The sequence below is a fragment of the Saccharibacillus qingshengii genome, assembly GCF_013185195.1.
In the GTDB taxonomy this organism is placed as follows: domain Bacteria; phylum Bacillota; class Bacilli; order Paenibacillales; family Paenibacillaceae; genus Saccharibacillus; species Saccharibacillus qingshengii.
The window spans coordinates 12661-27812 of the sequence record NZ_JAAZWC010000002.1; the positions used below are offsets into that span (position 1 = coordinate 12661).

Annotated in this window: 13 protein-coding genes; 12 read left to right on the forward strand and 1 reads right to left on the reverse strand. The window is 53.8% G+C overall.

Going from position 1 to position 15152, the window contains the following annotated elements:
- Positions 1-13: 13 nt before the first annotated feature.
- The 8 genes from HRQ60_RS01990 (at position 14) to HRQ60_RS02025 (ending at position 8904) form a co-directional block, all read left to right on the forward strand.
- Complete coding sequence (locus HRQ60_RS01990; RefSeq protein ID WP_172193972.1) at positions 14-301, forward strand: post-transcriptional regulator; 288 nt, start codon at positions 14-16, stop codon at positions 299-301.
- An 86-nt stretch (positions 302-387) separates the two neighbouring features.
- Complete coding sequence (secD, locus tag HRQ60_RS01995; protein WP_172193973.1) at positions 388-1920, forward strand: protein translocase subunit SecD; 1533 nt, start codon at positions 388-390, stop codon at positions 1918-1920.
- On the forward strand, positions 1910-2839 hold the full coding sequence (secF, locus tag HRQ60_RS02000; protein WP_172193974.1) for a protein translocase subunit SecF: 930 nt from the start codon (positions 1910-1912) through the stop codon (positions 2837-2839). Before secD ends, secF begins: the two co-directional genes overlap by 11 nt.
- A 114-nt stretch (positions 2840-2953) precedes the next feature.
- Positions 2954-3862 (forward strand): cation diffusion facilitator family transporter, encoded by a 909-nt coding sequence (locus HRQ60_RS02005; RefSeq protein WP_172193975.1) that lies wholly within the window; start codon positions 2954-2956, stop codon positions 3860-3862.
- Between the two features lie 25 nt (positions 3863-3887).
- The gene (gene recJ / locus HRQ60_RS02010; protein ID WP_172193976.1) at positions 3888-6338 is read left to right on the forward strand and encodes a single-stranded-DNA-specific exonuclease RecJ; all 2451 of its coding nucleotides are present in this window, start codon (positions 3888-3890) and stop codon (positions 6336-6338) included.
- A gap of 67 nt (positions 6339-6405) precedes the next feature.
- Positions 6406-6918 carry an adenine phosphoribosyltransferase gene (locus HRQ60_RS02015; protein ID WP_172193977.1) on the forward strand — a complete coding sequence of 171 codons (513 nt, stop codon included), beginning with the start codon at positions 6406-6408 and terminating at the stop codon, positions 6916-6918.
- Between the two features lie 271 nt (positions 6919-7189).
- Entirely contained in the window at positions 7190-7687 is a 498-nt protein-coding gene (locus HRQ60_RS02020; RefSeq protein ID WP_172193978.1) for a cation:proton antiporter regulatory subunit, read from the forward strand.
- The gene (locus HRQ60_RS02025; protein WP_172193979.1) at positions 7687-8904 is read left to right on the forward strand and encodes a cation:proton antiporter; all 1218 of its coding nucleotides are present in this window, start codon (positions 7687-7689) and stop codon (positions 8902-8904) included. The genes HRQ60_RS02020 and HRQ60_RS02025 overlap by 1 nt, the downstream gene beginning before the upstream one ends.
- Positions 8905-9126: 222 nt before the next feature.
- Here the strand turns inward: HRQ60_RS02025 and uraA are convergent, their stop codons facing one another.
- Positions 9127-10449 carry a uracil permease gene (uraA, locus tag HRQ60_RS02030; protein ID WP_172193980.1) on the reverse strand — a complete coding sequence of 441 codons (1323 nt, stop codon included), beginning with the start codon at positions 10447-10449 and terminating at the stop codon, positions 9127-9129.
- 405 nt (positions 10450-10854) lie between these two features.
- On the opposite strand from uraA, the gene HRQ60_RS02035 reads away from it, so the two are divergent.
- The 4 genes from HRQ60_RS02035 to HRQ60_RS02050 all read left to right on the forward strand — a co-directional run bounded on the left by HRQ60_RS02035 (position 10855) and on the right by HRQ60_RS02050 (position 14757).
- The gene (locus HRQ60_RS02035; protein ID WP_172193981.1) at positions 10855-13044 is read left to right on the forward strand and encodes a RelA/SpoT family protein; all 2190 of its coding nucleotides are present in this window, start codon (positions 10855-10857) and stop codon (positions 13042-13044) included.
- Between the two features lie 42 nt (positions 13045-13086).
- A complete protein-coding gene (gene dtd / locus HRQ60_RS02040; RefSeq protein WP_172193982.1) occupies positions 13087-13530 on the forward strand; it encodes a D-aminoacyl-tRNA deacylase in 444 nt (147 codons plus the stop codon).
- Positions 13531-13692: 162 nt separating this feature from the next.
- A complete protein-coding gene (locus HRQ60_RS02045) occupies positions 13693-14199 on the forward strand; it encodes a type 1 glutamine amidotransferase domain-containing protein (protein ID WP_172193983.1) in 507 nt (168 codons plus the stop codon).
- Positions 14200-14298: 99 nt separating this feature from the next.
- A complete protein-coding gene (locus HRQ60_RS02050; protein WP_172193984.1) occupies positions 14299-14757 on the forward strand; it encodes a hypothetical protein in 459 nt (152 codons plus the stop codon).
- The last annotated feature ends 395 nt before the right edge of the window (positions 14758-15152 follow it).

A 15152-nucleotide genomic window follows, 5' to 3' on the forward strand; every position in this document is an offset into this window, starting at 1 on the left:
AAAGGGGAAACGGATGACAGAAGAGCAGTTAAGCGGACAGCCTCCTGCGGAAGAGCAGTTGGCCGGAGAAGATTTGACGGAGGCCGTTATCGGACTTTGCAGAGATAAAGCGGAAGAGTTTCATTACCTGGGTTATGAACAGGCGACCTGGGAAGATGTCTGGCGCTGCGTCAACAGGAAGTATGCGGGCGCACAGGATCCGCCGCTGCACCAGATCGTGAACGATATTTTGACGCTGCGAATCGACGGGCTGATGAATTACCTTACGATTGCGGCATTAAAAGAGACTCCCCTTTCCTGAGGAGGGCTTTCTTTTACTTCATTGACTACATTTTTTTACATCGTTATAATAGGAGCATTGAGAAAAAAGGGGGAACCAGAAACGGCATGAAGAGAATTGTCAGTTTCATTGTTATTGTGCTCGTCTCCATCGGGGTCATGGTCTGGAGCACGCCTAACCTGTTGAATTCGGTTCGATTGGGGCTGGATTTAAAGGGAGGCTTCGAGATCCTGTATGAGGCGTCGCCAATGACGGGCGGAGCGGAAGTCAGCCGAGAATCCCTGAACGAAACGGCCAGAAGTCTTGAGAAACGCGTGGACGCCCTTGGGGGAAGCGAACCTGAGATTACGACCGAAGGTACCAACCGGATCCGACTCAGAATCGCAGGCGTTACGGACGAAAAAGCCGTTAGGGAACGTATCAAAGAACCCGCCAACCTGACCTTCCGCAGTCTGGGAGCCTCTTCGGACGCAGGAACGACCGAAGACAAAACCGATGCGGCGGCCGAAGACAAAGTGGCTGTGGAAAGTACCGATTCTACCGGTACGGAAGGTGCTGCAGACAGCAAGGATGCGGCAGCCGGCACGAAAGAGAACACAGTTACCGACAAAGCGGCGGACACGGACAAAGCGGCAGACACCGACGCTGCGAAGGGAACCGAAACGTCGACAGGTACGGACAAAGCAGCCGACACGGATGCCGCCGATACCGACAAAGCTGCCGGTACGGAAAAAGACGCTGCGGCGGACCCTTACCAAGGGTTCACCAAGATCGAGCTGACCGGCCAGGATTTCAAGCCGAACGGTGCTACCGTTCAACCTGACCAGCTCGGAAACCTGATGATTTCGATCGAATTGAACGACGCGAACAAATTCGCCGACGTTACCGGACGATTGATCGGTCAGCCGATGGCGATCTTCCTGGATGACGAACTGCTGTCGGCTCCGACCGTTCAGCAGCGAATCACGGGCGGAACGGCGCAAATTACCGGAGATTTTACACGCGAAGAAGCACAGAATCTGCGCGATACCATCAACCTCGGCGCTCTGCCGCTGCAGCTGACGGAGAAATATTCGCAAAGCGTAGGTGCCACATTGGGACAGCTGTCGCTGGACCAGACGCTTAAAGCCGGTATTGTCGGTTCGATTATCATTCTGATCTTCATGATATTCATGTACCGGATACCGGGACTGATTGCCGCTTTCTGTCTGATCATTCATACGTGGGGAACGATTCTGATCTTTATATGGGCGGATATTACGCTAACCCTTCCGGGAATCGCGGCGTTTATTCTCGGGATCGGGATGGCGGTCGACGCCAACATCATTACCTATGAACGGATCAAAGAGGAAATGCGCAGCGGAAAAAGTATTCTGTCGGCGTTCCGCGCCGGCAGCAAGAGCTCTTTCCGGACCGTTATGGATGCCCAGATTACGACGCTGATTGCCGGCGCCGTCATGTTCTGGCTCGGTACAGGTTCGGTTCGCGGTTTCGCGCTTGTCCTGATGATCGATATCGTAACCAGCATCATCACGAACGTCTTCCTGTCGCGTTACCTGCTCTCCCTGCTCGTTAAGGCGAAATCCTTGAATAAGCCGGGGTATTTCGGAGTAAAGGGGAGTGAAATTCGTGAACTCTAAACATCAGGCTTCAAATTCCAAATGGGATTTCAACTTCATCAAATCCAGCAAGTACTTTTACATTTTTTCGCTGGCGATCACTTTGGCCGGTATTATCAGTCTTTCGGTATTCGGATTGAATTACGGAGTCGATTTCCGTTCCGGTTCGAACGTGGATATTTCGGTATCCAAAGTAGTGAGCCAGGCGGAAGTGGAAAAAGTCGTTAACGATGCGAAACTTGACCAGGAAGCGAATATTACGGCCGGCAGCGACCGCGTCAATATCCGTTTCCCGGAAGTGCTGACGGATGCGCAGGTCGAAAGCCTGCAGACTACATTCAACAGTCAAATCGATAAGAACGCTTCGTACGAAATCAATACCGTCGATGCCGAGATGGCCAAAGAATTGGAGCTTAACGCTCTGTTGGCCGTCATTGTCGCAAGCGTCGGGATTGTCATCTATGTCACGATCCGTTTCGAATGGCGGTTTGCCGTGTCTGCGGTTGTGGCTCTGCTGCATGATGCTTTCCTCGTGATCAGCGTGTTCTCGATCTTGAGGCTGGAAGTCAATCTGACGTTTATCGTCGCGATCTTGACCATTATCGGTTTCTCGATCAACGATACGATCGTTATCTTCGACCGGATCCGGGAAAATCTGCGTTTCGCTAAGAAACAGACGCATGACGATCTTGCAGACCTGGTCAACAAAAGTATATCGCAAACGATGACACGCTCGCTTGGTACGGTGTTTACCGTGTTTATTGCGGCATTTGCACTTCTCGTATTGGGCAGTGAATCGATCCGCATGTTCTCGCTGGCGATGGTTATCGGATTACTGTTCGGTGCATACTCGTCGATCTTTATCGCGAGTCCACTTTGGTTGGCGCTTCGCAACAAGAAAAAGCCGTCCGCGGCCAAGCCGTCCAAAGCGACGAACTAAGAGTATACGGCCCTGCCGTGAAGCCGCGTCCCTCATTCGAGACGCGGCTTTTCTTGTTTCGCCGTTTGTTTCAAGGCAGGTCCGGATTCGATTGAATACGAGAGGGGAATCATTATGACGGTCCGTCAACAAGATATCGAAAAATCTTCGGGCTGGATCGATATCGGCATGCTCAGTGCCGCCGCGTTGATCAAAGGAATCGGAGGTTGGATCGGCGGAAGTCCGGCTCTGATGGCTGATGCTTTGAATTCCGTTTCGGATGCCGTACGAAGCGCACGACGAAGCGGCAGGGAATCTTCGCTGCTTGTCTGCATGCTGCTTACGGTGCTTGTACTGGTTGGCGCCGTCGAAGCCCTGCTTTCGGGATTGGGACGTCTGTGGGACAAGATCGAACAAACGGCGGATATCCATGCTTTCATCGCCTTTTTTGCCGCGGTGGTGATCGCGGAAGGCTGGTTCCTATTCCGTTATCGGAAATTGAGCCGTACAAATGCCGAATTAGCCCGGAACTATGCGGGAGAACATCGTTTTTCGCTGTACGGTTCAATGTTGGTTGCGGCCGGTATGGCTCTGTCCATTGCCGGCAGCGGATTTGATATTCCGGAACTCAATCATGCGGATTCGGCTGCGGCGATTCTGGTCGCGGCGGTAGCGGTCATCAAATCGCTTCGTCTCATGAGGATGTTTATACGAGAAGCCCCCGGCATGCCGAACGAATCCGAAGAAGATCCGACGCCGTTTGTGGAAACGGTTCAGCGCGTACACGGGGTTATCGAAGTTCGCATGCTGCGTGCGGTCCGTTCGGTCGAGATGGTGAAGATCGACCTTACGCTAAGCGTAAACCCGAGAATGACCGTCAAAGAAGCGGATGAAATCGCTCAACGGTCCCGGGATCTGCTGATGCACCGGTTCGTTCAGGTCATTGAAGTTCAGGTTCGCGTCGAACCGTATCATACGGGTTATCCGTACAAATCGAACGATGAGCTGCTTGGCAGTGCGGACCATCCGACAATCGTGCAATAAAAGGAAAAGAAAGGCAGGTGAGCTTGTGCTGCATTCGCAATATCAATGGAAGATCGCAAGTCCGGAACAGGCAGCCGTAGAACGTTTGAGCGGCGAGTTGGGCATATCTCCGCTGTTAGCTTCGCTCTTGGCAAACCGGGGATACGAAGCTCCGGCGTCAGCGGCCGAATTTCTGGACGGAGACGAAGATTTATCCGGTCTGCACGATCCGTTTCTGCTGCATGGCATGAAAGAGGCGACGGCACGGATTCGAGCGGCATTGGAAGCCGGGGAACGGATCTGGATCTATGGCGATTATGATGCCGACGGTGTATCCAGTACGGCGCTGATGATTCGCCTGATGACGAAGCTCGAAGCGAACTTCGGCACTTATATTCCGCATCGTTCCAAAGAAGGATACGGGCTGCACCGCCATGCAATCGACAAAGCCCTGGCCGAAGGAGTCAAACTGATCGTGACGGTCGATACGGGAATCAGCGCGGTCGATCAGATTGCTTATGCGGCGGAGCTTGGCATTGATGTGGTGGTGACCGATCACCATGAACCTCCGGCTGTACTGCCGCAGGCAGTGGCACTGGTGAACCCGAAGCTGGCCCAATGCGAATATCCGTATAAAGGACTTGCCGGCGTCGGAGTCGCATTCAAGCTGGCTCATGCGCTGCTGGGAGAACCGCCTGCGGAATGGATGGATCTGACGGCGATCGGTACGGTCGCCGACCTGATGCCGCTGACCGGAGAGAACCGGCTGCTCGTTTCCCGCGGGATCGAATTGATGCGCCGAAATCCTTCGCCCGGAGTAGAACAACTGCTCGCCGTTGCCGGAAGCAAGCCGGATCAGTTGACTTCGGTAGGGATCGCTTTTGCCATTGCGCCTCGTATCAATGCCAGCGGCCGATTGGATCATGCGAACCGCGCAGTGGATCTGCTCGTCACGGAAGAACGCGACCGCGCCGAACATCTGGCTTCCGTCTTGGATCTGCTGAACAAAGAGCGCCAGAAGAACGTCGAAGATATCGTAAGCGAAGCGGCGGTCATGCTGGAGCAAAAAATTGCGGATACAGGGGCCGTGCCGAATGTGATTGTACTGGCGGGCGAAGGCTGGAATGTCGGGGTCGTCGGTATCGTCGCTTCCAAAATTCTCGAACGTTATTACCGGCCTACAATCATTCTCGGGATCGACAAGGAAAAAGGAAGCTGCAAAGGTTCCGCACGTTCGATTCCCGGCTTCGATATCCATGCGGCGCTGCTGTCGGTCGAAGAAACGATGGATCACTTCGGCGGACACCCGGCGGCGGCGGGGATGAGCCTGTCGATCGGACAAATCGGCGATTTTGAAACGGGCCTGAACGCTTATGCGGCGAATCTATTAAAGCCCGAGCACCTGATTCCGGTCATCGAAGCGGAAACCGAATGTTCGCTGGCCGATCTTCCGATCGCGGTCATCGAAGAGTTGGACCGGATGGCTCCGTTCGGGATGAGCAATCCGACTCCGCAGCTGGTGCTGCGGAACGTCAAGCTGCAGCGGGTGATGACCATGGGCAAGACTCGGAACCATCTGAAATTGGTCGTCGAGCAGGACGGATGTACGGTCGAAGCGGTGGTTTTCGGCAAAGGCGCCCTCGCCGAATATTTGAGCGAAGGAGACCGGCTGGATCTGCTGGCCGAGCCGGGAATCAACGAGTGGCGGGGCAGCCGCAAACCGCAGCTGATGGTCCGCGATTTGGCTCTGCCGGCTGTTCAAGTGTTCGACCGCCGTTCGCAGACGGCGTCTGCGGAAAGTATCGAACCGTTCCGTAAAACGGCGGAAAGGGTACTTGCATGCGGACCGGATCAGATCGCCGCGGCCGTGAACGAAACGACACTAAAAGTTTCGCAGAAGACTCTAGCGCAACTGCCGGTTTGGCTGTATGATGAATATTCCGGGATTCAAGGAACGGAAAGCGCGTATAGGTATGCGGATCCGGCCGGGACACGTACGTTATTCGTCCTGGATCTTCCGGACACCGCCGAACAGCTGGACAAGATGTTGGCGGAGTTCCCTTTGTTGGAAAACATGGTGCTGCTCTATCCGGCAAGCGGACCTTCTGCCGAACGTCTCAGCGATCCGAGCCGTGAACGGATCAAGACCATTTACGTTGAGCTTCGCCGCGCCGCATCGGCGGCGGATACGAACGAAAAAGAACTGGTGCAAAGACTGTGCCGAACTTCCGGCTGCTCGCCGCGGATGATTCGCATGACGCTGGACGTTTTTGAGGAACTGGATTTTGTCGCCAGAGCCGAAGGCCGGGTCAAAGTAAATCCGACCCCTCCCAAAACGGCGCTGGATTCGGCGAAAGCCTATCGCGTTCTTCAGGAAGCGGAAGCTTTGGAACGCCGAATGCTGGGTCCTGGAGAGGATCTGGGCATGTGGCTCACCGAGCGTTTGCAGAGGGTCCGTTCGGGCGGCGCAGCCGAGGCTTTATCTTTTTCGGTGTAAGAAGGAAGGCCGGAAGCCGTTCTTCCGTCCTCCCCATCCGGGAAACAAGACTTAGGAGGAGATTGATTTGGATTTTAATGAGCATATTCGCGTGATTCCCGATTTTCCGAAGCCGGGGATCAGCTTCAAGGACATTACGACACTGCTTGGAAACGGACCGGCGTATCGCGAAGCGATCGACGCTCTGAAGAAACAGGTCGAGCATTTGAAGATCGATTTGATCGCCGGACCGGAAGCCCGCGGTTTTGTCGTTGGCGCACCGCTGGCCTACGCACTTGGCGTCGGTTTCGTGCCGATTCGTAAAGTCGGCAAACTGCCGTACCAAACCGTGGAGATCGAATATGACCTCGAATACGGCAAAGACACGCTGGCTATGCATGTCGACGCCGTACAGGAAGGTCAAAACGTTCTGATTGCGGACGATCTGCTCGCAACCGGCGGCACCATTGCCACATCCGTCAGCCTGGTTCGCCAGCTCGGCGGCAATGTAGTCGGCGCGGCTTTCCTGATCGAACTGGAAGAATTGAACGGCCGTGCGCGCCTCGATAACGTGGAAGTGTTTAACCTGATCAAAGGTTAATCCAAGCGGTCAATCAGCCGCACCCATGAAGAGAACCGTTTAAAAACCCGCTATTTGACATCCCGTGAAGTAAACGGGAGCAAATAGCGGTTTTTTTGCTTTTTCAGAGCTTTTTTTGCGTAAAAAGCGAAAAAGAAACAAAAAAACGCTTTTTTTGAAACCTTTTTCGGGGGGATCCGTAAAGGAGGAAGAGACTCGAAAGAAGAGCCTTTTTTCGTTTTGTACAGGGCTTTTTTGCAGAGTTCAAATGATGTAGTTGGGGAGGGATTGGATGTCCGTAATTAGAGAGACCGATCTGCCGGGAATTGGACGTAAATTTCTGATGGATACGGAAGAAGGAGACCGCTTCATCGTGATTCTGCACGAAGACGGCAAACGCGAGCTGTTCTGTCCATCGCCGGTGGAGCCGGAAGAGCTGATGCGCGTCATGACGCTGACCGACACCGAAGCCCGTCAGTTGGGCGGCATCGTAGGCGGAATGAATTATCAGCCGACGGCGCTGGAGAAGGTCGAACACACGCTGGATCATCTGTCGATCGAATGGTACAAGATCCGCAGAGGCATGAAAGCGATCGGGCGCTCGATCGGCGAACTGAAAATCCGGGAGAATACGGGAACGGTCGTGATTGCGTCGATTGAAACTTCGCATAAGCAGACGGTGAGTCCGGGACCGGAATACGTGCTGGCCGAAGGCATGACGCTTGTACTTGCGGGAGAACGGCAAAATATTCAAACGTTGAAAAGGATGCTGGAAGTAGGTGAGGCGTAATGGACCACATGGTATTCGAAGTCGGAATCGCTGTGCTGCTCATTGCGCTCGCCGGCTTTCTCTCCGTTAAGCTCCGATTCTCGGTCGTTCCGTTCTACATTCTTGCCGGGATGGCCGTGGGACCGCACGCGCCGCATTTTGGACTGATCGACCTCCGTTTTATCGAAAGCGCGGAATTGATCAACTTTATGGGACGGCTGGGTGTCATCTTCCTGCTGTTCTACCTGGGACTTGAGTTCTCGGTCGGACGTCTGGCCAAAGCCGGCAAGTCGATTGCGATCGGCGGTTCCATTTATATCGGGATCAACTTTACACTCGGTCTTTTGTTCGGTCTGATCTGCGGGTTTCCGATTCTGGAAACGCTTGTGATCGCAGGGGTGACGACGATTTCCTCCAGTGCCATCGTAGCCAAGGTGCTGGTCGACCTGAGACGGACCGCAAATCCGGAAACGGAAATGATTCTGGGCATCATCATGTTCGAGGATGTTTTCCTGGCTGTGTATCTGTCGATTCTGTCGGGTCTTCTGCTCAGCGGAGCAACCACGCTCGGCGGCATTCTGCTCTCTGCGGGAATTGCGCTCGGTTATATGCTGCTCGTACTGATCGTCGGCAGGCTGCTTGTACCCGTGCTCAACAAGATGCTGGGTATTTCTTCAAACGAAGTCTTTTTGACTACCGTATTCGCGATGCTGTTTCTCGTTGCCGGATTCTCCGAGACTATTCATGTGGCGGAAGCGATCGGCGCGCTGCTTGTAGGTCTGGTGTTGGCCGAGACCAAGCATATGCACCGGATCGAAAAAGCGATTCTGCCGTTCCGGGATTTCTTCGGCGCTTTGTTCTTCTTCAGTTTCGGTCTGACGATCGATCCGCTCAGCCTCAAAGGCAGCGCAGTCTGGCTGGCGATCGGCGCGGTGATCTTGACCATTATCGGAAACTATACGGCAGGGATGCTGGCCGGACGTACGGCTAACCTTTCTCCGAAAGCTTCTTCCAATGTCGGCTTGACGATCGTCTCGCGCGGCGAATTCTCTATTATTATGGCGAATCTGGGCGCGGCAGGCGGCTTGATGGCGATTCTTCAGCCTTTTGCAGCTATTTACGTCTTGATCCTGGCGGTACTCGGACCGTTCCTGACCAAGGAATCGGCGATGGTGCACAAGATCGTGTCCAAGATTATTCCCATGAAACCCAAACCCGGCGGAGACAAGCTGAAATAATACAGGCCGTCTTTTGAAAAGGTTGGCGTTATCAAACGGAATAAGAAATACAGGAATTATTTTCCTATAACATGGGGCGGCAGTCAATGTTGCCTGATCCTCCGTATCATGGGAAAATAACTCGTGCAGCAGGAAGGCCGTCATCGGACGGTCTACACAAAAAAGCCGTGCCCCTTCTCAGAAGAAGAGGGCGCGGCTTTTTTGAACTTTTTTCGATTGCGATCAAAGGTCCGGGGTTTTCGTTTCTGGTTGAATATCGTCTTTCTCGTTCGAAAGTCCGGTCAGTACGATTAAGCGGAAGATGATATTGACGACAATACCGACGATCGTGGCAAGCGCCATCCCTTTCAGGGTGACACTGCCGATCGTGAGCGTGATGCCGCTCAGTCCCACGCCCAGAATAAGTGCGGCGAGCAGCATATTGACCGATTTCGAGAAATCGACTTTCTGCTCGACCAGGATGCGCAGACCCGATACGGCAATGACGCCGAACAGCAGCAGCGACACGCCGCCCATCACGGGACCCGGAATATTGGCGATTGCGGACGAGAATGTACCGGAGAACGACAGCAGGATCGCGATCACGGCCGCTCCGCCTACAACGAACACCGAGTAGACCCGGGTCAGCGCCATGACTCCGATATTTTCGCCGTATGTCGTATTCGGCGTCGAACCGACGAAGCCCGACAAAATGGTCGAGATGCCGTTGCCCATCAGCGAACGGTGCAGACCGGGATCTTTGGACAGGTCTTTGCCGACGATATTGCTCGTAACCAGCAGGTGGCCGACATGTTCGACAATAACGACGAGTGCGGCCGGCAGGATGGTGAGAATTGCCGCAATGTCCCAGCTCGGCGTGGTGAAGTCCGGCCAAGAGAGGAAGCGGGCTTCAGCTACCGCCGCCGTGTTTACTTCGCCCAGCAGGTACGCGGCGATATAGCCGACCGCGATGCCGATCAGGATATGGATGATTTTGGGAAAACCGCGGAACAAGACGGCGCCCAGTACGGTCACGGACAAAGTGATAACCGAAATCAAGATGGCATTCGTGCTGTAGACAACCGCTCCCGTAGAGGGATCGGCTTTGCCGAGCAGGCCTGCAAGATCGGCCGCGACCGGCAGCAGCTCAAGCCCGATCAGGGCGACGACGCAGCCCATAACGACCGGCGGGAACAGGAAATCGATCCAGACCGTACCGGCAACTTTGACCAGCAGGGCGACGAGCACGAAGACGACCCCGATGACGATAAAAGCGCCCAGCGCTTTGGAGTAGTTGTCCATATGGTCGCCGGACCAGGCAAGCACAACGCCGACGGGACCGAGGAACGCAAAGCTGGAGCCGAGATACGCCGGGATTTTGCCTTTGCAGATCAGGATGTACAGCAGGGTGCCGATCCCGTTCATGAGCAGAATCACGCTGGGGTCTACGCCGAACAGATTCGGAACGAGGACGGTACTGCCGAACATGGCGAACAGATGCTGCAAACTGAGCAGCAGGCCCGGACCGAAGCCCGGTCTTTCGTTAACTTGAATTTCACGCTGCAAAGACTCTCACTCCTTAGGGCATAAGTTGGAGCCGCTCCAATCAACCGGAGGAGCGGCTCGGGGCGGATGAGAAAAACGGGTAAGAACGCTTCATTGAAATGAAGCCCAGACAGCAAAATCCGTACGCGCTTGATCATCTTAACTAGATTATAGAGGTTTTTGTTTTTTTTCAATAACATTTTCGCGGAATTTCGGAATAACTTTCGGATTTGGGAGAGTTCTTGTCAAAAAAGCTCCCCTGCACAAGAGCGATGAGGTTTTGGTGAAGAAAGCAACAATTTCCCTGCACGCATTGACGGGGATTCGGCTAAAAGGCATAATGAAAGGAAAACCCGAACGTTAGGCCTGGATGCGCATCCGCAAAAAGGCTTCATTTTCTTATAGAAAGGAATCGGAAAGGACTCAATGGGCATTGAACGATTACTTGAAAAGGCGTCCGTTTATATCCGTGAATCGGACCTCCCCCGCATTCGGGAAGCCTACGAATTCGCCGACAAGGCCCATTCCGGCCAAGTCCGAAAATCCGGCGAGCCGTATATTCTGCACCCGCTGGCGGTTGCAGATATTGTCGTGGGCATGCAGATGGACACTACGTCCATCGAAGCGGCCCTCCTGCACGATGTAGTCGAAGACACGACCGTATCGCTCGACGAGATCCGTGAGCACTTCGGCGAGACCTGCGCCATGCTCGTCGACGGGCTGACCAAGCTCGAACGAATCAAATTCCGGTCCAAAGAAGAACAGCAGAACGAAAATTACCGCAAAATGTTTATCGCCATGGCGCAGGATATCCGCGTCATCGTGATCAAGTTGGCCGACCGGCTGCACAATATGCGTACGCTCAAGCACCAATCGGAAGAAGGGCAGCGGCGGATCGCCTATGAGACGCTGGAGATTTTCTGTCCCGTCGCCGACCGCCTCGGTATTTCCGCGATCAAATGGGAGATGGAAGATATCGCCCTGCGTTATCTGAATCCCCAGCAGTATTACCGGATTGCCAACCTGATGCACAAAAAGCGCGCCGAACGCGAACAGTTTATCTCCGACGTCATCGGCCGAATCAATGAAAAGTTGGACGAAATGGGCGTAGAAGCCGATCTGTCCGGACGTCCCAAGCATATCTACAGCGTTTATAAAAAAATGACGAGCAAAAACAAACAGTTTAATGAAATCTACGATCTGCTCGCGATCCGCGTGCTTGTCGACAATGTCAAAGACTGTTACGCGACGCTCGGCATTATCCATACGCTGTGGAAGCCGATGCCGGGCCGGTTCAAAGATTACATCGCTATGCCCAAAGCGAATATGTACCAATCGCTGCATACGACGGTCGTCGGCCCGAACGGGGAACCGACCGAAGTTCAGATTCGCACCTGGGATATGCACCGCACGGCGGAGTTTGGCATCGCGGCCCACTGGGCCTACAAAGAAGGCACAACGGCAACAGGCGGCGGAATCGAGAACAAGATGCCGTTCTTCAAAGAAATTATCGAACTGCAGAACGAAGCCAAAGATGCGTCGGAATTTGTCGAATCGTTGAAGATGGACTTTTTCTCGGATCTGGTATTCGTGTTTACGCCAAAAGGACAGGTTATTGAACTTCCTGCCGGCTCGGGCCCGCTCGATTTTGCTTACCGCATCCATACGGAAATCGGCAACCGGACGATCGGTTCCAAGGTGAACGGGCGGATCGTACCGCTCGACCACAAGTTGAAAACCGGCGATATCGTGGAAATCCTGACGTCCAAACATTCGTACGGACCAAGCCAGGACTGGATCAAGATTGCCCAATCTTCGCACGCGCGCAGCAAAATCAAGCAGTGGTTCAAAAAAGAACGCCGCGAAGAAAATGTCGAAAAAGGTCGAGATGGTCTCGAACGCGAAATCAAAAAGCTTGGACTCGAAGTCTCCGAATGGTTGACGGACGACAAGCTGCTGGAAGTCGCGAACAAGTTTGCTTTTAACGATACCGACGATATGCTGTCCGCAATCGGCTTCAACGGTATCACCGCTTCGCAGGTCATCACCCGTCTGACGGAGAAATGGCGCCGCGAGCAGGAAGAAAGCAGCAACCATCTGGAGTTGACCCACGAGGTGCGCGAAGTCAAGGCGGCACCGGCGGACAAAGAGAAGAAGCGTCCGACCAACGGCGTCAAAGTCAAAGGTGCAAGCAATCTGCTTGTCCGTTTCGCACGCTGCTGCAATCCGGTTCCGGGCGACGAGATCGTCGGTTATATCACCCGCGGCCGCGGCGTATCCGTCCACCGTTCCGACTGTACCAACATTCCGGGAGCGGGCGACGGCGAAGAAGCCGCACGCGTGATCGAAGTGGAGTGGGAAGATGCGGTAGAATCGAACTTCAGCGTCGATATCGAAATTACGGGCCTTGATCGCCGCGATTTCCTGAACGAAGTGCTGCAGGCCGTCTCGGAAAGCAAAACGAACATGACCGCCGTCTCGGGACGCGCGGACAAAAATAAAATGGCGCTTGTGCATATTACGATCCTGATCCGCAATACCGAACATCTGCAGTCGGTTGTGGAACGGATCAAACGTGTGCGCGACGTGTATACGGTCCATCGGATCATGCAATAAAAAGGCTGCTGCCGCAGCCGAGCGAAAAGGAGTTTGGGTTCCATGAAACTCGTGATTCAACGCTGCAAATCGGCTTCCGTCGAAGTGGACGGAGCAGTGGTCGGCCGGATCGGAGCCGGTCTCACTATTCTTGTCGGCGTCACGGGCGACGATACGACCAAAGACGCGCTCTATCTGGCCGACAAGGCAGCCGGTCTGCGTATTTTCGAAGACGACAACGGCAAGATGAACTTCAGTGTGGAAGAGATCGGCGGAGCCATCTTGTCCGTATCCCAATTTACGCTGTACGGGGACTGCCGAAAAGGCAGACGTCCCAATTTCATGGCGGCGGCCCGTCCCGAGCCTGCGCAGGCTCTGTACGAAGCTTTTAACGACGCTCTTCGCGCAAAAGGGCTGAACGTCGAAACCGGAGTCTTCGGAGCCATGATGGATGTGTCGCTGGTCAACTGGGGTCCGGTTACACTGATCGTGGACAGCCGCGATTAAACGGTTAAGGCAAAAATTTTCCATGCTAAACGCTTCAGCCGCCTTTTGGGCAGCCGGGGCGTTTTTCTTTTTGGCGTTTGTTTTGAATTTGGGGAGCGTAGGGTAATAAGAAAGCGAGAACCGCTTACATCACGGACCACACAGAAAGGAGTTCTGAACGATATGAGTAAAGTCGCGTTTTTGCTTGCCAACGAATTTGAGGATTCCGAAATGCAGGTTCCTTACGATGAAGTAAAAAAAGCCGGTCACCATGCAGATATCATCGGACTCCAAGCCGGCGAAACGGTCAAAGGCAAACTGGGCAAAGCCGAGTATACGACGGACAAAGCCATCTCCGAAGCGAAAGCGTCGGACTATGACGCCGTCGTGATTCCGGGAGGTTCCTCGCCGGAAAACCTGCGGTTGGACGAAGATGTCCTGCAGTTCGTCAAGGATATCAACGCTTCCAAAAAGCCGATTGCCTCGATCTGCCACGGACCGCAGATTTTGGCCAGTGCGGATCTACTTCAAGGCCGTACGATTACTTCGTATCCGCCTCTGCAGGACGATATGGTGAATGCGGGCGCCCGTTTCAAAAACGAAGAAGTCGTCGTCGACGGCAACTTTATCACCTCTCGGACGCCGGATGACGAGCCGGCCTTCGTACGCGAATTATTGAAGGTTCTGTAAAGCCGGTTCTGCCGGCTTTACCGCCTATAGACTTTGAAGATCAGACCCGATGGAAACAGAACGAATTCGGTGAATACCCACTATGAGGAGGGAATTATCATGTCGAAACATATCCAGGCTTATTTTAAAACCGAAAGCGAAGCGGAAGGCGCAAGAATGAGTTTGATGACGTTCAGTACCGAGCAGCTTGAAGTTGGAGAACTGCAGGGCGGCGTCGGTTACGGCGGAGACCGCGGCAGCACGGGCCGTGTCGTCGTTCCGTTGGTTCCACTGTCCGGTACGACAAACGCCGGTTTCAACGGCGGAGCGGTCGGTTCGGGCAGCGCGGGCAGCATGATCGGCGATCAAGCCGTTCCGGTTCCGGCACACAACGAATCGAGCGATCTCGGCGGCCAGCCGATCGATAAGGATGAAGCCAGAGAAACCTATGAGAACGCTTCCGATAAAGATCTGCGCGATCTGACTTATACGCTGTCCGCAAAAGTCAAAGACGAAGATTATCTCGATGTGGTGCGCAAACTCCGCAACAATAACGGATACGTACACGTCTACGATTGAACGGCGCACTTGTAATCGAATTGTAATCTTCGATTCATATTCCTTTAACAAGGAAGCGCTATGATAAGGACATGACCCCCTTAGATAAATTTGAATGACCCGCGGCAGCAGCCTGCGGGTCTTTTTTTGTGCAGAACGGGATATTTGCGTGTATTCCAAGCGGCAGTTCCCGACTTGGTAAGTTTAAACGGTTGACTTTAGTCATGCACTTGATTACAATCATAAAATATAACAAACGCAGTAAGCCATTTTCGATCCGGTCTCGGCCGGGGCTTGCCGCAAATATCAAGATTCGATGACGGGAAAAAGTAATCCGGATTCAAAGCGCATCAGAGAAGAATTCCTTGGCTGAAAGAATTCTGCGCGGCGGCTGGACCAAAGACCTCCCCGAGAAC